Here is a 22,287-nt window from a genome sequence, read left to right on the forward strand (position 1 = left end):
CAGCACCGGTTTCCGGCGCTCAGTGGCGGTAGGCGGCTGTCGCGATCTCGATGAAGGATCGGATCAACGGGTTGGTGTCACCTTCGTTCCACACCGCCACCACCCGGCTCGGCACCATGTCGGCCAGCGGCACCACGGCCAACTCCGCGGGCAGGTCGTGTCCGAGCGGGGCCAGGCCGACCGTGCCGTTCCACAGCACGGCGTGCAGGCATTCCTGGACGGCGCGCACCACCGGGCCCTCGCGCGGCGTGCTGCCGTTCCAGTACGACTGCCAGATGGGGTCGGTGCCCTGCGGGAACTGGAACCAGCGGCGGTCGCTCAGCTCGGCCAGCCGCAGCCGGTCGCGGCGGGCCAGCGGATCGTCGGCGCGCAGGACCACGCCGACCGGATCGGTCCGCAGCGCACACACCGTCAGGGCGGTCTCGTCGAACGGCGCCCGGGTCAGGGCGATGTCGACCAGTCCGGCGCGCAGCCCGCACGTCGGGTCGGTCAGATCGGTGTCGCGGATGCGGATGTCGATGTCGGGGTGGGTTCGGCGGTAGACGGCGGCCAGCCTGGCCATTCCCGGGTCGGCGCCGTCGCCCAGGATGCCGACGGTGATGGTCGCCGCGCCGGCTGCCGCGCTCACGCGCACACGGACGCGGTCGGCGTGGTCGAGCAGGGCCCGCGCCTCGTCGAGCAGCACCGCACCCACCGAAGTGAGCGTGACGCCGGCGGGTGAGCGGGCGAACAGCAGGGCCCCGACATCGGCCTCCAACTGCTTGATCGCCCGGCTCAGCGGCGGCTGACTCATGTGCAGTCGAGTGGCTGCCCGGCCAAAGTGGAGTTCCTCGGCGACGGCCACGAAATAGCGCAAGGTCCGTAGCTCCACGCTGCAACGATACCCACGGCGTATCGGCGCTGCGGGACGGGTCTTGGACACTGACAGGCCCCCGGCGGTGCACTTGTGGGCATGACCGAAGAAGCAGAGACCAACGCGCCGCAGGCCGACCCCGCCGTATCGGTGGTGGGTCCCGGCGGCGGCGAGACGATCGTTCTGGGCACCACGCACATGCGCGTCCTGGAGGACGGCAGCCACACCGGGCACCGCCTGGCGATCGCCGAGTCCGTCCTCGCCCCGCACACCCAGGGACCGCCGCAGCACCGCCACGCCCAGCACGACGAGGGCTTCTACATCCTCTCCGGCACCGTGCGGTTCACCGTCGGGAACGAGGAGCACGACGCCACCACGGGCACGCTCGTGATGGTTCCGCCCGGTACCCCGCACACCTTCGCCAACCTGACCGACCAACCCGCCGTCATGCTCAGCACATTCACCCCGGACCTGTACGTGCAGTACTTCCGAGACCTCCAGGAGGTGCTCGCCGACGGCCGGCCGTTCACGCCGCAGGCCAATATCGACGCGATGAGCCGCTACGCGACCGAGCCTGCCACCGACCCCGCCTGAAGCAGTCGACGGGTCCCCGTGAACCGGCGACCCATGAACGGGAACCATGAACATCGCCTAACGGATCGTCGCGGGACTGCTCGCCCTCTTCTACCTCTACGCGGGCACGCTGAAGGTGATGTACGCCCTAGTGCGGCCGACGGGCGGACGGGCTGGGCGCGCGGGCCGAACCGGGTCGGGACCCTTCCCGCGACACAGCCCGTCGGCGTGCCGAGCCCTTACTTGCGCGGGATGCCCGAGTTGTCTGGCAGCATGCCGTGGACACCGATTCCATGGTCGAAAGTGGGCATGATGAACCGCACCGAGCTGGTGGAAGCTCTCTCCGTCCGGGCGTCCGTCAACAAGAAGGACGCCGACGCCGTCCTCTCGGCGTTCGCCCAGATCGCCGGGGAGGTCGTCCAGCAGGGCACCGAGAAGCTGATGATCCCCGGCTTCATGACCCTGGAGCGCACCCACCGCGCCGCCCGTACGGCCCGCAACCCCCAGACCGGGGAACCGATCCAGATCCCGGCCGGCTACAGCGTCAAGGCCACCGCCGGCTCCAAGCTCAAGGACGCCGTGAAGTAGGCCCGCCACGGCCCGGACGCCTTTGCGGGCGTCCGGGCCTCGTGTACCCCATCCGCCGATCGAGGACCGCGGTGCCGATGGGTCAGCCGGCGCCGGGGCACAGGACGGCGTCGATCTCGGCCTCGTGGCAGGCGCTCTCGATCTCGACGACGCGTCGGCCGAGTTCGAAGGCCCCGCCGGTGCTCCCGGAGCCGTAGGTGCGCTCCTCAGTGCGAATCTGTGCCATCGGCTTGGGAATCTCCGACGCTCAAGCAGAGTGCCTGCGCCGGTCGCACCTGATTGAGGCTCAGGGTGGCTGCCGACCGGCCTTGGAAGGTACCCCCGCAAGCGCGACAACATGATCCCCTGTTGGCGATCTCACCGGCCTCCCACGACCACGCGGGCCACGGCCCCGGGCTGGACCGTGATCAACGATCGGCCCGGCGTGGGTCCGTCCTCGCCGTGGAATGAACCATCAGGATCATCAGTTACACGAGGAACAACCGACAGCATGTCGTTCCTCTCGGCTTGGAGGAGCGTTCCATGACTGCGGAACTGGACGGATCCACCGCTCTTGTCACCGGCGCCACCGCCGGCATCGGCCGGGCCATTGCGCTTCGCCTGGCAGCGTTGGGGGCCTCGGTCATCGTCCACGGGCGGGACGAGCAGCGAGGTGCCGAGACCGTCCAAGAGATCGCTGCCGCAGGCGGGAAGGCCCGGTTCGTCGCTGCGGATCTGAGCAGCTCTGAGGATGTCCTGCGGCTTGCCGCCGAAGCAGGCGAAGTGGACATCCTGATCAACAACGCCGGTATCTACCGGTTCGCCAGTACGCCGGACACCACCACCGAGATGTTCGACGCTCAGATGGCCGTCAACTCACGCGCGCCGATGCTCCTGGTCGGTGCCCTCGCCCCGGGAATGGCTGCGCGGGGCCGTGGCGCCATCGTGAGTGTGAGTACAGCGGCGGCTACCACGCCGGTGCGGGGAACGGGCGCTTACGGGGCCTCCAAAGCTGCCCTCGAACTTCTCACACGAGTATGGGCTGACGAGTTCGGCGCCCAGGGCGTCCGAGTGAACGCCGTGGCCCCGGGCCCTGTCCACACCCCCGGGACGGAGGAGATGGGAGATGAAATCCTCCAGGTGATCGGGCGAACCACCGTACTGGGGCGGGTCGCAGACCCTGAAGAGATCGCGGAAGCGGTTGTGTTCCTTGCCTCCTCCCGCGCCAGCTACATCACCGGCGCGATTCTCGAAGCACGCGGCGGACAGCTCGCGATCGGCTGACGCCGGGCTGCATGCGTTCGGTGCCGTCGAGGACCGCTGTGAGGGCGGCCTCGCGGATGAGGCGGGCGAGGCTGCCGATGCGGTCGGCGGTGTGCTGGTGGAGGTATGGGGCGAGGCCGGAGAGGGTGCCGGGACCAGACGGTGACCTGGCCAGATGCCGGTTCCTCGCCGGCTCGCGCGGGGCGTTGCGACACACGAGGCTTCTCATGACCTCGCTACCTCGAAGTGATCGAATCGGGGTATTTAATTGTGGTTTGTCATGATCTTTCGTCAGGTGTCCTGTCGCACTTCTGCCTTGTCGCGTGAGGGGTGCGAGACGCTTTGCTGTGAGGAGAGGTGAACCTGCGGATGAGTGCTCGTACACGTGGACTGGGCGATCTGCCATGGTACCGGGTCGGCCGTCAGTGGCCCGCGACCGTGCTCAACAGGGCCCTGGTCGGTGGGACGACCCCGGCTGGTGCCGTCGTTGTGTCCGATCCGGCTGGCTCGGGTGCACGGCGTGGGGAGCGCGGTGTGGGGGTGGTGTCGGTGGGGGGCGCGCTGCTGTCCGGTATTGCGCTGCTGGGGGCCGCGGCTCCACCGGTGGCCGCCGCGCCGGCTGGGGCCGTGCCGGTGCGGGCGCAGGAGGCTGATCCGTCGCAGACCTTCACCTTCACCGGCGCTTCGCAGACCTTGACGGTTCCGGCGGCGGCGGTGGTGACGATCATCGCGGACGGCGCGGGTGGCGCCGACAACACCGGCACCCCCTGTTCCGTCACGGGGACCGGTGGGACGGGGGCGCGGGTGGTGACCACCCTGCCGCAAACCGTCGCCCCGACGACCTTCACCGTCAACGTCGGCGGCACCGGCGGCAAGGGCTGCAACGGCACCGGCACGGCGGGTGCCGGCGGGTTCAACGGCGGCGCCCCGGGGGGGAGTTTCCCGCTCAGTGGTTTCCAGTTCGAAGGTCCGGGTGGGGGCGGGGCCTCCAGCGTCAGCACGGGCGGCTCCCTGCTGGTGGTCGCCGGGGGCGGCGGTGCCTCCGGCGGCACCGGAGCGGGCTCCACGGGGGGCAACGGGGGCAACGGCGGGACGACGCCGGATGCCACCGGCGGTACCGCGGGAAGTGCCACCGGCCCCGGGGCCGCGCCGGGGCAGGGCGGGGGCGGAGGCAGCACCAGCACCAGCACCGGGGGTCCCGGCGGGACCTCCGGCGTCGTTCCACTCTGTGCGGTCACGAACGGCGCGCCGGGGAGCGGGTTCTCCGGTGTCACGGTCGGCAGCGGCGGCGCCGGGGGCAGGTTTGACGGCGGCTGCGCCGCCACTCAAATCGCCGGTGGTGGCGGCGGCGGGGGCGGGTACTTCGGCGGCGGGGGCGGCGGCAGCGGCGCCGTCAACGTCAACGGCACCTCGGCGGGTGGCGGCGGTGGTGGTGGGGGCAGCAGCTTCGCCACCCCCACGGGTACCGGCACGAGCTATGCGCTGTCGACGATCGGGACGGCGAACAACAACGGCCAGGTGATCATCTCCTACACGGTCCCGTCCTTGACCATCACCAAGACCCACACCGGGCACTTCACCCAGGGACGGGACGGCACCTACACCATCACCGTTGGCAACGCCGCCGGGGCCGCCCCGACCGACGGCACCGCGGTCACCATGCAGGACACCCTCCCCGCGGGGCTCAAGGCCGACAGCATCAGCGGTACGGGCTGGACCTGTGACCAGGTCACGCTCACCTGCACCCGCAGTGACGTCCTTCCCGCCGGGAGCAGCTACCCGCCCATCACGCTGCAGGTCGATGTCTCCTGCAGGGCCGACGACGAGGTCACCAACGTCGCGGCTGTCACCGGGGGCGGCGACACCACCCCCCACACCGCCACCGACCTCACCAGGATCAAGCACCACAGGCACGACGAACACGACAAGTACGACATGCGCTGCGACCGCCACGAGCACTGGTAGACCAACCAACCCCGGGTCCGCTTCCACCGGCCCGCGACCACCGCGCCGCCGTCCGGGCTGACTGCACCGCGGCCGCCCGCCATGGGCGAGGCCCACATACGTCCGCCCGACCGCACCGCCGCAACGCCGGAAGGCCGCCACCCACAAGGTGGCGGCCTCCGGTGTCTTCTCGGGGCCGCCGCAGCGTAGCGCCGACCAGGGAACACTGGCCCCGGCCCGGGGCGGCTCTATCAGCCGACGCCAGGGCTTCCGGCTGCTCGAACTGCTCGGCGGTGACGCGAGCAGGGCACGCTCCTCGTCGAACCGGCGAGTACAGGCTGACCGACCCCAGCGAACGGGCGGTCGCCGAGGACGTGGAGGACGCGAAGGGGGAGGTCATGCCGGAGGTCTTCCCAGCAAGCGCCGTCGGGCGACGGGCGGCTCGGCGACCTGGGTTGCGGTAGAGGTCCGCCGTCGGGCCCAAGCATCCGGAAACGACTCGGCTGCCTCAGCCCCATCGAGTTCGAGCAGAAGCACTACGCCAACCCGGCAACGGCCGAATCAGTGAACCTGAAATCCCGTCAACCCGTCCTGACCAGCTGATAAGCAACTACCGCAGGCCGGGGAGGCCTCAACCCTGTCGGGTCGGCACAACCTGGCGAAGCACACTGGCTCGGGAACCAATCCGGACGACGAGGGAGCCTGATCATGGCCGATGTCGACGTACTCGTGGTGGGCGCGGGCCCGGTAGGCCTGACGGCGGCGGCCGAACTGCGGCGGCACGGCGTGGACTGCCGCATCGTCGACCGGCTGGCCGTCCCGGAACCCTATGCCAAGGCCATCGGCGTCCTGCCCCGCACGCTGGAGGTGTGGGACGCCATGGGCCTGGTCCGCGGGGCGCTGGACGACGCGGTGCCGCACCTGGGCCAGCTGGTCTTCATCGACGGCAAGCCGGGCCCCCCGGTCGAGCTGACTCTGCCGCCCGAGATCCCCTACCCCTTCGCCACGCTGCCCCAGTACGCGACCGAGCGGCTGCTCGCCGAGCATCTTGCGCGCTTCGGCACGGAGGTGGAGCGGCCGACCGAGCTCTGCTCGGTGGAGATGCGCCCGGACGAGGTCGAGGCCGTCCTCGCGCACGCCGACGGCCGGATCGAACGTCTGCACGCCCTCTACGTCGTGGGCTGCGACGGCGCGCACAGCCTGGTCCGCAAGGCGGCCGGGCTGACCTTCGAGGGCGACGCCTTCCCCGAGCAGTACATGATCGGCGACGTCGAGGTCGACTGGGAACTGCCCGCCGGCTACAGCATGCGGGCCGTGAGCCTGGACGCGAACGGTGCGATGGACGACATGCTCGTCTGCATTCCGATGCCGGGCGTCCGGCGGTACTGGCTGTCGATGCTGCACCCCTGCGCCCAAGCCGGGGACGAAGACGGCTCGAACGCGCCGGACGGGATCGCCCTCGGCCCGGGGAATGGCCGCGGACCGGGCCTCGACCAGATCCAGGCCGTGCTCGACCGGCTGTCCCCGGAGCCGACGACCGCCTCCACGCTGCGCTGGTCGTCCACCTTCCGGACCAACCACCGCCTGGTGGACCGCTACCGGAACGGCCGCCTCTTCGTCGCCGGGGACGCCGCGCACATCCACCCGCCGATCGGCGGGCAGGGTCTGAACACCGGCGTGCAGGACGCCTTCAACCTCGCCTGGAAGCTGGCCCTGACCGTCCGCGGTCTGGCCACGGACGACGTGCTGGAGAGCTATCACGCCGAACGCCACCCGGTCGCGCAGGAGGTGGTCGACCGCACCGTCCGCCATGCCCGCTCCGTCCGCCATGCCCGCTCCGGCCTCGGCAGCAACGGGGACGACGCCGAGATGATGCTGCGGCGCCAGGCCCAGTTGCTGGTCGCCTACCCGGACAGCCCGTTGATCCAGCCGCAGGCGGCGGACGGCACACCCGCGGCCGGTCCCGCCCCCGGCGACCGCGCACCGGACTGCCGCGGCCTGCTGAGCGACCTCGCCACCTACCCGCGGCGGCTGTTCGACCTGCTGCGCACCCCGCGGCACGTGCTGCTGCTGTTCGCGGGCTCGGAGCACGCCTCGGGCGACGGCGCCACCCGGCTCGAGGCCTGCGCCGCCGAGGCGCATCGCGCCGCCCACGGCCTGCTCGACGCCTATGTGGTCACCGCCGCAGACGTACCGGAGGACGCCCGCCCGGTCGGCCTGCGTCCGCCGCGGGTGCGCGACGCGGCGGGCGAGTTCCGCGACGCCTATGCGCCGCGCGACGGCGAGGCCCTCCTGATCCGCCCGGACGGCTACCTCTCCGGACGCTTCCACCCGGCCGTACCGGAACGCCTGACGGCGCATCTGCGCCGGACCTTCGTCTGACTCCCGCTGCCGTGGGCGGAGCGCCGCCGGTGACGGTTTTCAGCGCCCCCACCAGAACGGTGAGACGTGGCTCTGCCCGACGCGGGCGGGCGGGATCCGCTTCGGAGACCGCCGGCCCGTTCACGCCGCCCGGCGGTCCACTGTGACCAGCCATTGCGTCAGAGCCTTGCGCAGCGCACCTCATCCGGGTCGGGGTCCTCGGCCGCCCACGCGGCATAGCCGTCGGGCCGGACCAGCAGGGTCGGGCGCAGGCCGGTCGCCGGGGAGGCCGTCACCACCCGCCCCCGCCCCGGTTGTCCCGGGCCGGTGCGGCAGTCCGGGACAGTGGCGCAACAGGTGCAGGACGACCTGCCTCGACCGTAAACGCCGTTCATCCGCCCTCGGCCTTCAGGCCGAAGGCCGGGCCGGGGGTGCACGGCTCGTCCGTGCACCCCCGGCCCGTTCGACGGACAGCTCAGGTCAGTTCCAGAAGGTCCACCGCTGAGTGGGGATGTCGTAGCAGGTCCACTGCTGCGCGCGGGCTTCGTCGGTCAGCTGCGAATTCTCGATCTCCAGACACTTGCCGCTGTTGCGGTTCTTCAGTGCGTAGCCAGTCCCGCCCTTGACGAGATCCCACCGCTGAGTGGGGATGTCGTAGCAGGTCCACTGCTGCGCCCGGGCTCCGTCGGTCAGCTGCGAATTCTCGATCTCCAGACACTTGCCGCTGTTGGCGTTCTGCACTGCCCAGCCGTTTCCGGCCCAGTGCAAGGTCCACCGCTGGCCGGGCATGTCGTGGCAGGTCCACTGCTGCGCGCGGGCTCCGTCGGTCAGCTGCGAGTTGTCGATCTCCAGGCACTTGCCGCTGTTGGTGTTGACCACCGGCACCTTCCAGTCGCTGGCCTGAGTCTGCTGGATCCAGGAGGCGAGGTCGTCGACACGGACATCGATCGCACCGGTCCGGGTCTCGCTCGAACCGAGGCAACCGCCCTGCCAGGCACGGCTGGTGACGGCCGCGAGTTCGTAGCCGCCGTTCTTGGCACGCAGGGCGGGACCGCCTGCGTCGCCCTTGCAGACGGTGGCGTCAGCCGGGGTCTTCACGGCGAGGGCGAAGCCGGAGGCGGTGACGGTGCCGCTGGTGAACGTCGCGCTGTGCGGCTGGGCGGGTACCCATTCGGTCCTGGTCCGGCCGAAGCCGAGCACCTGGAAGTCCTCGCCCGTGGCAGGAGCGGTGGTGGCGACGGCGACCGGGGTGACATCGTTAACAGGATCGACCAGACGGACCATGACGACGTCACGGTCGGTGCGGGGAACGAGCGCGAAGGCGCCGAAGTCACGGCCGGCGATGGTGGCGGTGATCTGGTTCTTCGACAGGCCGGCGGGGACGGTGCTGAGGTCGTTGGGGTTGTCGGCGAAGCAACTGGCAGCCGACAGCACCCACTGCGGGGCGATCAGCGTGCCGGTGCAGGCACGCGAGCCCGGGTGGCCGGGGTCGCCGATGGTGATGCGGGCGATCGCCGGATAGGGGAGGTCCCCCGTCGCAGACGGTACGGCCGACTCCGCCGCCGTCGCCGACGATGCGGAGGAGGAGACGGTGGCCAGTACATTTACTGCCAATGCCGCCGCCAGCGGCCATATCAGTCTCCGATTTACACGCAAAATGACTCCCCGGACTCTTGCATGCCCGGGAAAAGCCAACGTCCCCGAGCTGACATAGTTCGAAGGCGCAACTCCCGCACTTCTAACGGGATTACGCCCACTGCTAACGGCAGGAACCGATGAACGGTCAGTTCCATTCGAGCGTGTGCGGTGGCAGCAGCCCTCCGGCCGCCCGCCCCGGCCTTCCGTCCACGCCGACGCCGGCACCAGGTCACGCACCATCGACCACCCCGCAATCACCCGATCGGAACTTCGGTTCGATCGGCACCCCCTGATTCGGTACGACCACGGCTTCCGAGACCCCGCGCCCCAGGCGGAGCGACGGTGAATCCGAACGCCAGAGCCCGGTTCTTCGGGCTCGACCCAATCTTGTCCGCCAGATTCAACCGACCTATAACGTGTGGATAATGGATCTCGGTGGCGGTCTGGCGGGATCCCTGAGCGAGCCCGGTGAAGCCCGCCCGGGGGCACGCAAGGGCGGGGGCGTAGGTGCGATTTGGTCTGTTGGGCAACCTCACGATTCAGGACGAGTCGGGTGCTGCCCTGACACTGCGTTCGGCCAAGGGCCGGGCGCTGCTTGCCGTGTTGCTGCTTGAACCGAACCGGCCGGTGTCACGTGACCGGCTGTTGGGAGCCCTCTGGGGGGAGCAGCCGCCGGCAACTGCCGTGTACGCCTTGAACAACCAGATCGCCCAGCTTCGCCGCTTCCTCGGACCGGGCGGCGGCGACCGTTTGCGCACCGTTTCACCGGGATATCTGCTGCGGATCTACGAGAACGAGCTGGACACGGAGGACTTCACCAACCGGCTTGCCGCCGCCCGCACCTCACGCGTACAGGACGACTGGCTCGGCGTCAGCGAGCACACCGCGGCCGCACTGACCTTGTGGCGCGGCTCGCCCCTCGACGACCTGCCGACGCTCGCCGAGCAGGAGCTCCCCTACATTCACTCCCTGCAGGAAGCTCAGCTCCAGGCCGCCGAATGGCACTTCGAGGCAGAGCTGCATCTCGGACGGCACCAGAGCACGATCTTCGAGCTCACCCGCTGGGCCGCACAGCACCCCCTGCACGAGGCGTTCCACGTCCAATTGGCCACCGCGCTCTACCGGAGCGGACGCCAGGCAGACGCCCTGGCCGCCTTCGAGGACATCCGCACCCGGCTGAGGGAAGAACTCGGAGTCGACCCCGGACCGGCTCTACGCGCCGTGCACCGGCAAGTCCTCCTCGCCGACCCCGAACTCCTCTGGCGGCCCGGGTCCCTCCACCCCGTCTCCGCCGGTACCGGGAACGGCACCGGCGAGACCACGGACACCGATGAGAACGATCCGGCACCGCTCGATTCCCCAACGCACGCACGGACACCGCCGGTTCCCGCCCAGCTCCCCGCCGACACGACCGACTTCACCGGCAGAACAGGAGAGTTGAACGCCCTGACCGACCGTCTGGCGGCCGCGGCCTGCGACAGTCCCTCCGTCATCGTCATCTCGGGCATGGGCGGCATCGGCAAGACCACCCTCGCCGTCCACGCCGCCCACCGGGTGCGGCACCTGTTCCCCGACGGACAGCTGTACGTGGATCTGCGCGGCTTCGGAACCGGCGAGCCCCGCGAGCCGCGCGACATATTGGCCGGCTTCCTCACAGACCTCAGCCACAGCGACGACACCGATGCCCGACGCCGACCGATTCCCGAACACACCGACGAACGCGCCGCCCACCTGCGCACCGTCCTCGCCACCCGCCGCGTACTCCTGCTCCTCGACAACGCCCGCGACGCCGCGCAGGTGCTCCCGCTACTGCCCGGCAGCGGACGGTGTGCGGTGCTCGTCACCAGCCGCACGACGCTCACCGACCTGCCCAGCGCGATCCAGACCACCCTGAACCCCCTGGACATCGAGGAGCAGCGCTCACTGCTGTCCGCGCTGTGCGGGCCCGGTCGGCTGCGGGACGATCCGCACGGCGCACTGCGGGTGCTGGCCGCCTGTGCGGGGCTGCCGCTGGCACTGCGGATCACCGGTGCCCGTCTCACGGCGAGACCGGCCTGGTCCCTGAGCACACTCGCGCAGCGGCTGGATGCGGGTGACGGGCGGCTGCGGGCGCTGTCGGCAGGGCATCTGGGTGTGCGGGCGACGTTCGCCTCCAGCTATCTCGCCCTTGGTGACGGTGAGAAGTCGTCGGAACGCGAGGCGGCGCGGGCGTTTCGGCTGTTGGGCCTGTGGCCGGGTCTCGTCTTCAGCGTCGAGTCCGCCGCCGCTCTCATCGGGCGTTCCGCCGACACCACCGCCGACCTGCTCGAATTACTGGTCGATGTCCACCTGCTGCAGAGCCCCGGCCCGTTGCTGTACCGGCTCCACGACCTGTTGGGCGAGTTCGCCGCCGAACGCGTTGCCGAGGAGGAGGCCTCCGAGGCCCGTGACGCGGCCCGGGTCCGTCTGATGATCTGGTACGCGGCGGCGATGGACAGCGCCTGCAACGCCATAGACCCGGGTCTCGGCCATCGATCATTCGTGGACGAGGCTCCGGCGGCCCCGCTGCCCTATTTCAGGAGCGGAGAGCAAGCCCTTCGGTGGTGTGTCCAGGAGCTGACGCACATCAAGCAGGCGATCCGGCAGGCAGCGCACTGCAGCCGTCCGGACCTCGCCCGGCGGCTCGCCCGAGGGCTGCTCGAATGCATGAAGCTGTACTGGTGGACCGGTGAAGCGGACGCCTGCCTGCACCTGGCTCTCCAGCGCTGGGTCGTCCCCGGCTCCGGTCGGTTCGGTCAGCGTGACTGTGCATGTCCTTCGTACCAACAGTCAGATTCCCTTTCGGCTGCTCCATGCGCCTGTGCGGCCGACCTCGGCAGCCGGCGCGGCTGCTGCTGGCTCTCGGCGTCGGGTGAAGACTGACCGCTGAACGGCGGATCAACGGTGACCCACCTCGCGATGGTCTGATCATCCCGCTCTTCGTTGAGGACCAGTGAGGCCGAGGCGGAGAACCTTGCGGTGGGTCTTGGCGGCCTTGCGGTCGGTGTGGCAGGGGTGACACAGCCCTTCCGGCCGGCGTCGGGGCCGGTCCGAAACCCTTGGACGGCACGGGGACCGGCCTGCTGAAATGGGAGACGGCCGCCGTTGGAGTCGAAGGGATGCGGCGATGACCGAGATCAGGCTGCACCTGTCGGTGCGCGGCCTCACCGACGCGGACCTGCCGTCCTGCGGCTGGGCCGGCTCCCCCAAGCACGTGCGCGAGCTCGTCCACCAGATCCGCCGCGCCGAGGCGGGCGAGATCGACTACCTGGCGGTCTGCACGCCGGTCGGGCTCCCGGTGGCGGTCGGCGGCATCGACTACACGGTCAGGCCCGGCGCCGGCACGCTCTGGCAACTCGGCGTCCACCCGGCCCTGCAGTCCTGCGGGATCGGCACGCTGCTGATCCGCTCCGCCGAGCAGCGGATCGGCGCCCGCGGCCTGACCCGCGCCGAACTCGGCGTCGAGGAAGGCAACCCGCGCGCCCGCGCCCTCTACGAACGTCTGGGCTACCGGGCCTTCGGCCGCGAGCTCGACTCCTGGGACGTGGAGGCCGAGGACGGCTCGCTCCAGCGGTACGAGACGATGTGCACGCTGATGCGCAAGCACCTGGCGTGACGCCGGACTTCGCGGCGTTCGTCGCCGAGGCGACGGCCGACCCGGCCGTCGTCGGGCTCGTCCTCAAGGGCTCCCGGGCCCACGACGGCATGACCACCCGTCACTCCGACCACGACCTCTACGTCCTCCTCGCCGACGACGCGGCGAGCGAGCTGGCTGCGCTCGACGGCTACCGCTCCGCGCGGCTCGACCTGGTCGTCACCACCCTCGAACGGTTCCGCCGGCCCGCCGACTGGGAGCGGTACGCCATCGCCCGCTCCCGGGTGCTGGTCGACCGCCGCGACGGGGAGGTCACCCGGATCGTCGCCGCGATGGGACGACTCGGCGCCGAGGAGGCCTTCCGCTCCGGCGCCGCCCTGCTGGACGCCTACGCCAACGCGCTCTACCGCTCGGTCAAGAACCACCGTGACGGCAACCCGCTCGCCGGCCGCCTCGACGCGGCCGCCAGTGTCGGATTCCTGCTCGACCTGCTCTTCGCCCTGGATCGCCGACCGCGCCCCTACAACAAGTACCTGGCCTGGGAGCTGGACCGGTTCCCGCTGCCCGGCTGGGAGGGCGCCGCACTGCTGGACACCGTCGCCCGGATCACCGCGACCGGCGAAGTGGCGCCGCAGCAGCGGCTCTTCGCCCGGGTCGAGGCGGCCGCCCGGGCCGCCGGCCACGCGGCGGTGCTGGACGCCTGGGGCGAGGACCTGCTGCTGATGCGGCCCCACTCGGACTGATTCTCATGACACGTCCCGGCCGCAACTTGGCGAACATGCTCAGGAGCCGCCGACGCGTACGGCGGTCGCGACCAGGGTGGTGTAGTTCATCGTGAAGCGCCCACCCAGAGAGTCGATGGCGCCCCCGACCGCATGGAGTACCTCGTCCAGCTGATCGGGACGGAGTTGGGTGAGACCGCCGGTGGTGGGCAGCAGATCCAGCCACTGGTCGCGCGTGTAGGGCCGTTCCCAGTCGAATCGCCACTGTTCGGGGTCGTTGAAGCGCCCGGTCTGACGGATCGCGTCGGCGAACTTCGCGTACCCCGCTTGGTACATGTCCAGCGGACGTCGGGCCGGCTGAGTGCCGAACGGCGAGTCCGGTACCACCCGCCGGTAGGCGGCGGCGAAGGGTTCGGCCACCTCGGTTGGCGGCTCGTAAACGTGCCCGAAGATCGCCAGCCGTCCCCCTGGGCGCAGCACACGTGCCGCCTTGACGGTGCCGGCGACCGGATCCACCCAATGCCACGACTGGGCGGCGACGACCGCGTCGAACGTCCGGCCGGCCGGCTGCCAGGCTTCGAAGGTCGCCACCTCGACCGGCAGGCCACGGGCTCGCGCGAAGTCGGCCATCCGCGCATCGGGCTCGACGCCGAGCACGGTGCAGCCGGCCGCCTGGAACTGGCGGGCTGCGATGCCGGTGCCGCAGCCGACGTCGAGCACGTCGGACCCGGGGCTCCCGGCGACGATCCGCGTCACCAATGCGTCGGGGTAGCCGGGTCGGGCGTGGTCGTAGCGCTGCGCGTCCGTGCCGAACGACTCGGCCATCCGCCGGGCCCTGTGCAGCTCCGCTCGGGACGGTTCTGGTTGCTCTCGCGGTAAGGTGGGCATGTGCCCACCTTAGGTGGGCACATGCCCACCTGGCAACGGACGCCAGCGGATTGACGCACGAGAGGATCTGTGAGTGCCGACTGGAGTGCACCTTCGTGACGCGCGGCAGCAGTTGTTCGACGCTGCCGAACGCGTGCTTCTGCGGGACGGGCCGGACGCGCTGACCAGCCGGGCCGTCACCGACGAGGCGGGCTGCGCCAAAGGCGTCCTGCACCGACACTTCAGCGACTTCGACGCCTTCCTCACCGGCCTCGTGCTCGACCGAGCCGCGCAGCTTGAGACGCAGGCGAGTGCGCTGCGCGAGTCCGCCGGCACCGGCACGGTGGCCGACAACCTCACCACCGCCCTGACCACCCTGTTCGGGCCGGTTCCGGTGGCGATCATCCCGCTCATCACCTTCCGGGAGGAGCTGCGCGCACGGCTGCGACAAGCCAGGCCCGGAGGCGGCATCGCGATCCTCGCCCAGGCCACGACCGCGATCTCCGCCTACCTGGCCGACGAGCGTGAGCTGGGCCGCATCGCAGCCGACGCCGACGTCGACTCACTCACTCTCTCCCTGGTCGGTGGCGGGCATCTCCTGTTCGCAGACCGTGACCCTGGCCCGCCGACCACGGCAGCCGTCAACAAGCTCGTGACGGCGGTCATCGCCGACGCCGTGCAACGGCGACCGGCCTAGAGACCGCGGAGTGTCGACAGACGAACGTCTGTCGACACTCCGGCCATCGCTCGCGAACCCGCAGGTGGCCGGCGTCGGAAACCCGCGTCGGGATTCAACGCCGGTGGACCCGCTGCTCAGATGTTGGCTGCGGCCGTCACCGGACGGGCCCGCGGCGAGGACCAACCTCGTCGGGCCAGGTTCGTCGTCGGCGGTGGCCGGCACTTCGGGCGGCTGCTGGGCGGTCACGCCGTGCCCGGCGCACCGTCCGGACAGGGGTAGGACACCCCGCTGAGCCGCTCGGACACCTCCCACAGGCGCCGCACCGCCTCCGGGCGGCAGGCCCGGGAGGCGGCGCGCACCCGCACCGGCGGTCCGCGCAGTTCCCACCAACCGCCAGGGCCCACGAAGTCGCCACCGCGGAGGGCGGGGTCGGTGGCGGCCCGCAGCAGCGGCAGCGCAGCCTCGGCCGGGGTCTGCGAGTGGGCGAGGATCCAGGCCAATGCCCGGGCTTGCACGTGTCGGCCGCAGGCACGCAACTGGCGGGACCCGAGGGTGGTGTCGGCCAGTCCGGGGTGCGCCGCGACCGCGCAGAGGCCCGCACCCGTACGGTTCGACCAGGCGTCCAACCCGGCGGTGAACAGCAGGTTGGCCAGCTTCGAGCGGCAGTAGGCGGGCCAGCGGTGGTAGGTCGGTGGCTGGTGGGCGTGCCGGGCGTCGAGCCGCCCGAGCCAGTGCAGCACGGATGCGACGGTGACCACCCGCGGCCGGGGTGCGCGGGTGAGTGCGGGCAGCAGGTGGGCGGTGAGGGCGAAGTGGCCGAGGTGGTTGACGCCGAAGTGCGCCTCGAAGCCGTCCCGGGTACGGGTCGGCGGCAGCCCGGCCACACACGCGTTGTTGACGAGGACGTCCACCCGCCCGCCGGTCAGGCGCAGGATGCCGTCCGCCGCCCGCGGGAGCCGGCCGAGGTCCGCGAGGTCACACACGGCGGGGCTCACGTCCGCGTCCGGAAGCTGCCCGCGCAGCTGGTCGGCGGCCCGGCGTCCTCGCCCGGCATCGCGGACGGCCAGAACCACCCGCGCGCCGTTGCGGGCCAGGTGGACGGCGGTGGCCAGGCCGATCCCGCCGCTGCCTCCGGTCACCACCACCGTCGTCCCGGAGAGGTCCGGTACGTCGCCGGGCCCCCACTCCGCCGGTTGCGGGCTTCGGGAGGCCAGCCGCAGCCATGGTGGCGGCGGCCTCCTCGACGACGCGGTCGCGGTCATGCCGTGCCTCCCTCCGCAGACGAGGAGTCCCCGCCCACCATGGCCCGGAAGTCGCTGACCGCCAGGGCCGTGAGGGGGCGGCGGCCGTTGAGAAAGGGGAGGGCGCCGTCGGCGGCGGCCACGAGACGGACCCGCCCGAGGCTCATCTCGCCCGTCAGCCGCAGCGGCACCCGGGACAGCCCGCCCGGACGGCACTGGACCAGCCGGGCCCGCACCGACAGCCTGCCGGGGAGCGCGACGAGGTGACGGTGGGCCGCCCGCACGGGGCCGGCCCCTTCGCCGGTCATCCGCAGGCGCGTCTCGCGGCCCAGCCGGTCGAGGCCGAACTCGCCCAGCTCCTTCGGGATCCCCCACAGTGCCCGCCCGCCGGCCACCGCCTGCTCGCTGTCCACCCAGGCCGACACAACCGTGAACGCGATCCGCGGTCCGTCCCGCACCGCCAGGGCCAGCAGGAGCTCCCGGTAGGCGAGGACACCGCCTGGGCGGTAGTCCACCCAGAAGAGGGCCAGCAGGCGGCGACCGGCCACGACGACCGGCCGCACGCCCGGCGGCAGGCGCCAGGGCGGAAGGTCGCGCTCGGGCACGGGCCACAGCGAGACCCACATCGTCCCGCGCAGTCGCCACGGCTCGGGTGGGTATCCGGCCGCGGCCTGCGCGGATCCGGGGACGCCAGCCCGGTCCGGGTGCTGGAACCTCTCGTGATCCACGTACTGGAGAACGGGCGGACATCGCGATCGACACGGCCGGCCACCGGTTCGCCGTGCGACACACATCGGCCGTGCGACCCGCGTCACGGGCCCGGGTCCGTCCGCCCGCCCCGGAGGGCGGCCAGCAGTATGCCCGGTACCAGGAGGCGGCTGACGGGGCTGGACGTCGAGAGGACGTCGAACATGGCCTCGGCGGCTGCCGGTCGCTCGTTGGACGCCGCGACCAGCCGCTCGAAGCCGCGCCGGTACAACCGCAGCGCCGGGCCCGGGTCGGCGTCGAGCCACAGCGGGTCCATGACCGTGCCCACTGTCCAGGCGTCACGAACGAGGCGGGCGACGCTCCGCTGGACCTGGCGGGCGCTGCCCGGGCGCCACCCGCGGCGCAGCCCGTCCCGCAGGGCGACGGCGCTCTGCGCGGCCACCGACATGCCCTGGCTCAGGACCGGGTTGTAGTTGGCGGCGGCGTCCCCCAGGACGACGAGGCCGTCCGGCCAGTTCCCGGTTCGGCCGAAGTGCCGCCGGCGCCAGTGCACGGCCCGCATGGTGTGCACCGGGCCGACGGGCTCGGCCCGGTCGATCAGGTCGGCGACGAGCGGATCGCGCACCTGGCGCGCGAACTGCGCGAACCGTTGCCGCTGCGCGCCGGGCTCGTCTCCGCGGGTGCCCATGAGCGTGACCATCCACTGGCCGTCCTCGACGGTCACCAGGTTGGCGGCCCGCAGCGGGCCGGACGCGCAGAAGTCGGGCTGGAGCATGACGATGGGCGGCGCCGCGGCGGTGTCGGCCGGGGCCCGGAACAGGCAGGAGGCGAAGCCCGCGGTCCAGTCCACCCGGTCCTCCGCGACGGCGGGCAGCCCCAGCCGGCCGAGCCACTGCGGGGCCCGCGACCCGCGCCCGGCCGCGTCGACGACCAGGTCCGCTTCCAGCACACCCTCGGCGCCGGTCCGTTCGTCGCGCACCCGCACGCCCGCGACCCGGGTCCGGTCGCCGGTCAGGCCGAGGGCCTGGGTGCCGGCCCGCAGCGCGATCCCGGGACCGGCGAGCACCTGCTCCCGCATAACCCAGTCGAGCAGATCCCGGCTGCACGCGATCGAGTAGTGCCGGCCGGGAAAACGGCGCACCCAGACATGGCCCGCCAGCATCATCCAGCCGTCCGGCAGGTTGACGCGCCGGGCCCCGGCGGCGATCCATCGCTCGGTGATGCCCGGCAGCAGGTCCTCGACGGCGCGGCAGCCGCCGGACCACAGGTGGTGGGCGTGCCGCGCCTGCGGGGTTCCCCTGCGCGGCACGGGACCGGCCGGCAGGACGTCCCGTTCGACGACGGTGACCCGGTCCACGTACGGCGCGGCGGCGGCAGCGGCCAGCGTTCCCGCCAGCCCACCGCCGATCACGACCACATGGGACCTCATCCGCGCCATCTCCCGTCCGCCGGTGCCCCGCCCGTTCCGGTCCAGTCTCGTGCCGCCCCGTCCCGTTGCGCCCGACGCGCGCCGACTGCCGCCGAGCCTCAGACGACCGGCCCCGATGCGCGCGCCCCCACCGTGGCCATCGGCGGCGCTTTCCTCCACGTCGACCCCCGCCAACCCGGCCGGACCACCATCCACCCCGGGAACGCGACCTTCGACGTCCACGTCGTTCCGGCGTCGGCAGTGCTGCGGATCGTCTACCAGGAGAGGAGCCGAACACGGCCCGGACCGTGCTGACCCTCCTCGACACCGAGCCGCCATGACCTGCCGAACGCCGGCTTCGTGCGGCACGAGCTGTCCCTGCTGCAACGCACCGTAACCGGTCCCATATTTCCCGAATTTGACAGTTTGCCGCTTCTATGCTGTCCGGTGACCGCCGACGGCGCCGTCCGGCGCCGTGTCATCCCTCCGCTCCGAAGGGGAGGGCGGCGGGTTTCGCTACGAGGAGAGGTTCCTCCACGATGACCGGTGACGCTCGCGGAAGCGCTGATCCCTGCGGGGGCACGGCGCGCAGACTCAGATCACGGCTTTTTGCCCGTCCACTGATGCTCCCTCATCGGGCTGCCTCGTCGCCGGTGTCGGCTGCGGCCGACCCGGCGGAGTTTCGGCGACGGCGGGGCGCGTGGCGCGTGGGGATGGGCGCGGCGGTGGGCGCGCTGCTGACCGGTGCGGGGGTGCTGCCAGCCGCTGCCGCGCCGGTGGCCGTCCCCCGCGCTGGTGGTGTGCGGGCAGTGGTGAGCCACACCTTCGAGTTCACCCGCCAGCAGGAGAGCTACACCGTCCCGGCCGGGGCACTGGTGAGAATCACCGCGGACGGCGCCGGCGGCGGCGACCCGCACATCTGCTCGATCTTCTACGGTCAGCCCGGGGGAACCGGGGGGCGGGTGGTCACCACGCTGGTCACCAAGGCGGCGACCACCTACACGGTCAACGTCGGGGGCGCCGGCGAGCAGGGCTGCGGCAATATCGCCGCGGGCGGGTACAACGGCGGCGGGCCGGGCGGACCCAGCGTGCCCGGCCGTGATCACAGTGGCGGGGGTGGAGGTGGGGCGTCCAGCGTCAGCGCGAACGGCGAGATGCTGGTCGTCGCGGGTGGTGGCGGCGGTGCCGGCGACGGCTCGGGACTCGCGTCCGGGGGGCGCGGCGGTGACGGGGGACTGAGCGCAGGCGACGGCGACCAAGGCCACACCTTCTCCATCTACCTCACCAGCCCGGGGAAAGGCGGAAAGGGCGGCAGTACCCCCGCCCAGTCCCCCGGCACGGGAGGTGCGGGCGGCGAGCTCACCAGGCTTGACCGGCTCTGCGTTGCCGGGGCCGGCGGGACGGGAAGCAGCTTCTCCGGTGCCACGACAGGCTTCGGCGGTGCCGGGGGCCGCGGCTCACCGAATCTCTCTTTCGAGCTCTGTATCGGCGGCAGGGGCGGCGGCGGTGGCGGCGGCGGATACTTCGGCGGCGGCGGTGGTGGGGGCTCCGCCGAATACATCCCTGCCGAAACCACCCTGCCGGCATACGCCGCCGGGGGCGGCGCCGGCGGCGGCAGCAGCTTCGCCACTCCCTCGGGTACCGCCACCAGCTACAGCACGTCCCCGGTCGGCACGGCCAACAACAACGGCCGGGTGACCATCGACTACAGCATGGTCTCCTCCGTCACCGCCACCGCCGGAACCCCGCAGTCCACCCGCATCGGGACCCTCTTCCGCGTTCCCTTCCAGGCCACGGTCACCGACACCAGCGGCGATCCCGTGCCCGGGGCACCGGTGACCTTCACCGCGCCGAAAACCGGCCCGTCCGGGACCTTCGGGGCCACCCTGACCTCCGTCACCGAGATCACCGATGCGAACGGCGTGGCGACCGCCTCCGGCTTCATCGCCAACGGGACACCGGGCTCCTACACCCTCACCGCCAGCCTGCCCAGCGAACTCTCCGTCCCCCCGACCTCCTTCGCACTGACCAACTCACCTCCCGCGACCGGCCCCTACTTGACGATCGCCAAAACTCACACGGGGGACTTCACACAGGGTCAGCAGGGCACGTACACGATCACCGTGGGCAACGCCATCGGAGCCGGGCAGACCACCGGCACCGAGGTGAACGTGTTCGACGTTCCCCCGGCGGGGCTGACCGCGGTCAGCGCCAGTGGCCCGGGATGGACCTGCACCCTGACCGGGGGGATGACCTGCACCCGTCGCGATCGCCTGCAGGGCGGCCAGAACTACCCGGACATCACGCTGACGGTCGACGTCTCACCCACCGCCCCCGCACAGGTCACCAACACGGCGACGACCATCGGCGGCGGTGACACCTCCGTCCACACCGCCACCGACCCCACCACCATCAACCCCGCCCCGACATCGCCGTCGCTGACGATCAGCAAGACCCACACCGGGAACTTCGTCCAGGGGCAGCAGGGCACATACACGCTCACCGTGGGCAACAACGGGTCCGGCCCCACCGACGGCAGCACGGTCATCGTGGAAGACCTGCTCCCGCCGGGACTGACCGCGGCCGGCATCAGCGGCCCGGGATGGGGCTGTGATGTGGGCACGGTGACCTGCACCCGCAGCGATGCCCTGCCCGTCGGCCGGAACTACCCGGACATCACGCTGACGGTCGACGTCTCACCCACCGCCCCCGCACAGGTCACCAACGCCGCCGCCACCGCCGGAGGCGGCAGCACCACCGCGACCGCCACCGACCCCACCACCATCAACCCCGCCCCGACATCGCCGTCGCTGACGATCGGCAAGACCCACTCCGGGAACTTCAACCCGGGCCAGGGAGGCGTCTACACGATCACGGTGGGCAACGCCGACGGAGCCGGGCCGACCGACGGCACCGCCGTGATCATGACAGACATGCTCCCGCCGGGGCTGACCGCGGCCGACATCAACGGCACCGGGTGGACCTGCGACCTGCACGCGGTGACCTGCACCCGCAGCAACGTGCTGGCCGGCGGATCCAGCTACCCGCCCATCACGTTGAAGGTCAACGTCTCACCGGCCGCCCCCCACGCGTTCACCAACACCGCCACGGTCACCGGAGGCGGCGACACCACCACCCACACCGCCACCGACCGCGTCATCCGCGGCACCCCGCCGTCGCTGACCATCAGCAAAACGCACACCGGGAACTTCACCCAAGGCAGAGAGGGCCTCTACACGATCACCGTAGGAAACAACGGCAGCGGGCCGACCAACGGCACCACGGTGACCATGACGGACACACTCCCGCCCGGGCTGACCGCCGCCGACATCAACGGCCCCGGCTGGACCTGCGACCTGCACGCGCTGACCTGCGCCCGCAGCGACGCGCTGCCCGCCGGCCAGAACTACCCGGACATCACGCTGACGGTCAGGGTCTCCTGCAGCGCCCCCCAGCAGGTCACCAACACCGCCACCGTCACCGGAGGCGGCGACACCACCACCAACACCGCCACCGACCCCACCACCATCAAGCACCACAGAGACGGCGAGGGCGAGTGCTGCCACGACGAACACCGCCTCACCGACTAGAAGACCGATAAGGACACCGGGTCCTGGCCCCACCGCGCGAGCGGTGGGGCCAGCCACGTTCGGGTTCGCTGTCCGCCCCGCGCGAGCGGGGGTCAGCCGTTGAAGGACAGCTCCTTCCCGTACGTGCTGCTCGCCGCCGACAGGGTCTGACCGGCAGCTGACCAGTACCTGACCGCGAGGGCGTCTATGTCGGTCTCGAAAATGATGCTCGAACCGTCCACGCCTGGGAACTCGGTTGGATTCCTGGGCTGTTGCAGCAC

General features: G+C 71.5%; 18 protein-coding genes. 10 read left to right on the forward strand and 8 right to left on the reverse strand.

Annotated features, from left to right (window positions below):
* Positions 1 to 19 precede the first annotated feature (19 nt).
* Positions 20 to 856: a LysR family transcriptional regulator gene (locus ACWCXH_RS34730; RefSeq protein WP_449805521.1), complete on the reverse strand. Its 837-nt coding sequence runs from the start codon at positions 854 to 856 to the stop codon at positions 20 to 22.
* Between the two features lie 96 nt (positions 857 to 952).
* Here ACWCXH_RS34730 and ACWCXH_RS34735 point away from each other — a divergent pair, with 96 nt between their 5' ends.
* Positions 953 to 1,447, forward strand: coding sequence for a cupin domain-containing protein (locus ACWCXH_RS34735; protein ID WP_449805503.1), 495 nt, complete (start codon positions 953 to 955; stop codon positions 1,445 to 1,447).
* Between the two features lie 291 nt (positions 1,448 to 1,738).
* Complete coding sequence (locus ACWCXH_RS34740; protein ID WP_449805504.1) at positions 1,739 to 2,014, forward strand: HU family DNA-binding protein; 276 nt, start codon at positions 1,739 to 1,741, stop codon at positions 2,012 to 2,014.
* An 82-nt stretch (positions 2,015 to 2,096) separates the two neighbouring features.
* On the opposite strand, the gene ACWCXH_RS34745 is transcribed toward ACWCXH_RS34740, so the two are convergent.
* A complete protein-coding gene (locus ACWCXH_RS34745) occupies positions 2,097 to 2,240 on the reverse strand; it encodes a hypothetical protein (RefSeq protein ID WP_449805505.1) in 144 nt (47 codons plus the stop codon).
* Positions 2,241 to 2,536: 296 nt separating this feature from the next.
* On the opposite strand from ACWCXH_RS34745, the gene ACWCXH_RS34750 reads away from it, so the two are divergent.
* From ACWCXH_RS34750 to ACWCXH_RS34760, 3 genes are all read left to right on the forward strand, one after another.
* Complete coding sequence (locus ACWCXH_RS34750; RefSeq protein ID WP_449805506.1) at positions 2,537 to 3,277, forward strand: SDR family NAD(P)-dependent oxidoreductase; 741 nt, start codon at positions 2,537 to 2,539, stop codon at positions 3,275 to 3,277.
* Positions 3,278 to 3,790: 513 nt separating this feature from the next.
* Positions 3,791 to 5,221 carry a hypothetical protein gene (locus tag ACWCXH_RS34755; RefSeq protein WP_449805507.1) on the forward strand — a complete coding sequence of 477 codons (1,431 nt, stop codon included), beginning with the start codon at positions 3,791 to 3,793 and terminating at the stop codon, positions 5,219 to 5,221.
* A gap of 687 nt (positions 5,222 to 5,908) precedes the next feature.
* Complete coding sequence (locus ACWCXH_RS34760; RefSeq protein WP_449805508.1) at positions 5,909 to 7,582, forward strand: FAD-dependent monooxygenase; 1,674 nt, start codon at positions 5,909 to 5,911, stop codon at positions 7,580 to 7,582.
* Between the two features lie 158 nt (positions 7,583 to 7,740).
* On the opposite strand, the gene ACWCXH_RS34765 is transcribed toward ACWCXH_RS34760, so the two are convergent.
* Together ACWCXH_RS34765 and ACWCXH_RS34770 are read right to left on the reverse strand one after the other, a co-directional pair.
* Positions 7,741 to 7,857: an aromatic-ring hydroxylase C-terminal domain-containing protein gene (locus ACWCXH_RS34765; protein WP_449805509.1), complete on the reverse strand. Its 117-nt coding sequence runs from the start codon at positions 7,855 to 7,857 to the stop codon at positions 7,741 to 7,743.
* A 184-nt stretch (positions 7,858 to 8,041) separates the two neighbouring features.
* A complete protein-coding gene (locus ACWCXH_RS34770; RefSeq protein ID WP_449805510.1) occupies positions 8,042 to 9,175 on the reverse strand; it encodes an RICIN domain-containing protein in 1,134 nt (377 codons plus the stop codon).
* A gap of 531 nt (positions 9,176 to 9,706) precedes the next feature.
* Here ACWCXH_RS34770 and ACWCXH_RS34775 point away from each other — a divergent pair.
* The 3 genes from ACWCXH_RS34775 to ACWCXH_RS34785 all read left to right on the forward strand — a co-directional run bounded on the left by ACWCXH_RS34775 (position 9,707) and on the right by ACWCXH_RS34785 (position 13,555).
* A complete protein-coding gene (locus tag ACWCXH_RS34775; RefSeq protein ID WP_449805511.1) occupies positions 9,707 to 12,100 on the forward strand; it encodes a BTAD domain-containing putative transcriptional regulator in 2,394 nt (797 codons plus the stop codon).
* Between the two features lie 244 nt (positions 12,101 to 12,344).
* Positions 12,345 to 12,833: a GNAT family N-acetyltransferase gene (locus ACWCXH_RS34780; RefSeq protein ID WP_449805512.1), complete on the forward strand. Its 489-nt coding sequence runs from the start codon at positions 12,345 to 12,347 to the stop codon at positions 12,831 to 12,833.
* Positions 12,830 to 13,555: a hypothetical protein gene (locus tag ACWCXH_RS34785; RefSeq protein WP_449805513.1), complete on the forward strand. Its 726-nt coding sequence runs from the start codon at positions 12,830 to 12,832 to the stop codon at positions 13,553 to 13,555. Before ACWCXH_RS34780 ends, ACWCXH_RS34785 begins: the two co-directional genes overlap by 4 nt.
* A 39-nt stretch (positions 13,556 to 13,594) precedes the next feature.
* Here ACWCXH_RS34785 and ACWCXH_RS34790 read toward each other — a convergent pair whose 3' ends face one another.
* Complete coding sequence (locus ACWCXH_RS34790; RefSeq protein WP_449805514.1) at positions 13,595 to 14,422, reverse strand: class I SAM-dependent methyltransferase; 828 nt, start codon at positions 14,420 to 14,422, stop codon at positions 13,595 to 13,597.
* Positions 14,423 to 14,495: 73 nt separating this feature from the next.
* Here ACWCXH_RS34790 and ACWCXH_RS34795 point away from each other — a divergent pair, with 73 nt between their 5' ends.
* Complete coding sequence (locus ACWCXH_RS34795) at positions 14,496 to 15,098, forward strand: TetR/AcrR family transcriptional regulator (RefSeq protein ID WP_449805515.1); 603 nt, start codon at positions 14,496 to 14,498, stop codon at positions 15,096 to 15,098.
* A 224-nt stretch (positions 15,099 to 15,322) separates the two neighbouring features.
* Here the strand turns inward: ACWCXH_RS34795 and ACWCXH_RS34800 are convergent, their stop codons facing one another.
* The 3 genes from ACWCXH_RS34800 to ACWCXH_RS34810 form a co-directional block, all read right to left on the reverse strand.
* Positions 15,323 to 16,342 (reverse strand): oxidoreductase, encoded by a 1,020-nt coding sequence (locus tag ACWCXH_RS34800; protein WP_449805516.1) that lies wholly within the window; start codon positions 16,340 to 16,342, stop codon positions 15,323 to 15,325.
* On the reverse strand, positions 16,339 to 17,049 hold the full coding sequence (locus ACWCXH_RS34805; protein ID WP_449805517.1) for an acetoacetate decarboxylase family protein: 711 nt from the start codon (positions 17,047 to 17,049) through the stop codon (positions 16,339 to 16,341). The genes ACWCXH_RS34800 and ACWCXH_RS34805 overlap by 4 nt, the downstream gene beginning before the upstream one ends.
* 83 nt (positions 17,050 to 17,132) lie before the next feature.
* Complete coding sequence (locus ACWCXH_RS34810; RefSeq protein WP_449805518.1) at positions 17,133 to 18,458, reverse strand: FAD-dependent oxidoreductase; 1,326 nt, start codon at positions 18,456 to 18,458, stop codon at positions 17,133 to 17,135.
* Between the two features lie 692 nt (positions 18,459 to 19,150).
* On the opposite strand from ACWCXH_RS34810, the gene ACWCXH_RS34815 reads away from it, so the two are divergent.
* A complete protein-coding gene (locus tag ACWCXH_RS34815; RefSeq protein WP_449805519.1) occupies positions 19,151 to 22,027 on the forward strand; it encodes an Ig-like domain-containing protein in 2,877 nt (958 codons plus the stop codon).
* Positions 22,028 to 22,287 lie beyond the last annotated feature (260 nt).

The organism is Kitasatospora sp. NPDC001660 (assembly GCF_053596725.1).

Excerpts from the sequence above, each read along its gene's own strand:
- ACWCXH_RS34735 (WP_449805503.1), top strand. The coding sequence starts at position 953 with ATGACCGAAGAAGCAGAGACCAACGCGCCGCAGGCCGACCCCGCCGTA.
- ACWCXH_RS34740 (WP_449805504.1), top strand. The coding sequence starts at position 1,739 with ATGAACCGCACCGAGCTGGTGGAAGCTCTCTCCGTCCGGGCGTCCGTC.
- ACWCXH_RS34745 (WP_449805505.1), bottom strand. The coding sequence starts at position 2,240 with ATGGCACAGATTCGCACTGAGGAGCGCACCTACGGCTCCGGGAGCACC.
- ACWCXH_RS34750 (WP_449805506.1), top strand. The coding sequence starts at position 2,537 with ATGACTGCGGAACTGGACGGATCCACCGCTCTTGTCACCGGCGCCACC.
- ACWCXH_RS34760 (WP_449805508.1), top strand. The coding sequence starts at position 5,909 with ATGGCCGATGTCGACGTACTCGTGGTGGGCGCGGGCCCGGTAGGCCTG.
- ACWCXH_RS34780 (WP_449805512.1), top strand. The coding sequence starts at position 12,345 with ATGACCGAGATCAGGCTGCACCTGTCGGTGCGCGGCCTCACCGACGCG.
- ACWCXH_RS34790 (WP_449805514.1), bottom strand. The coding sequence starts at position 14,422 with ATGCCCACCTTACCGCGAGAGCAACCAGAACCGTCCCGAGCGGAGCTG.
- ACWCXH_RS34800 (WP_449805516.1), bottom strand. The coding sequence starts at position 16,342 with ATGACCGCGACCGCGTCGTCGAGGAGGCCGCCGCCACCATGGCTGCGG.
- ACWCXH_RS34810 (WP_449805518.1), bottom strand. The coding sequence starts at position 18,458 with ATGAGGTCCCATGTGGTCGTGATCGGCGGTGGGCTGGCGGGAACGCTG.
- ACWCXH_RS34815 (WP_449805519.1), top strand. The coding sequence starts at position 19,151 with ATGGGCGCGGCGGTGGGCGCGCTGCTGACCGGTGCGGGGGTGCTGCCA.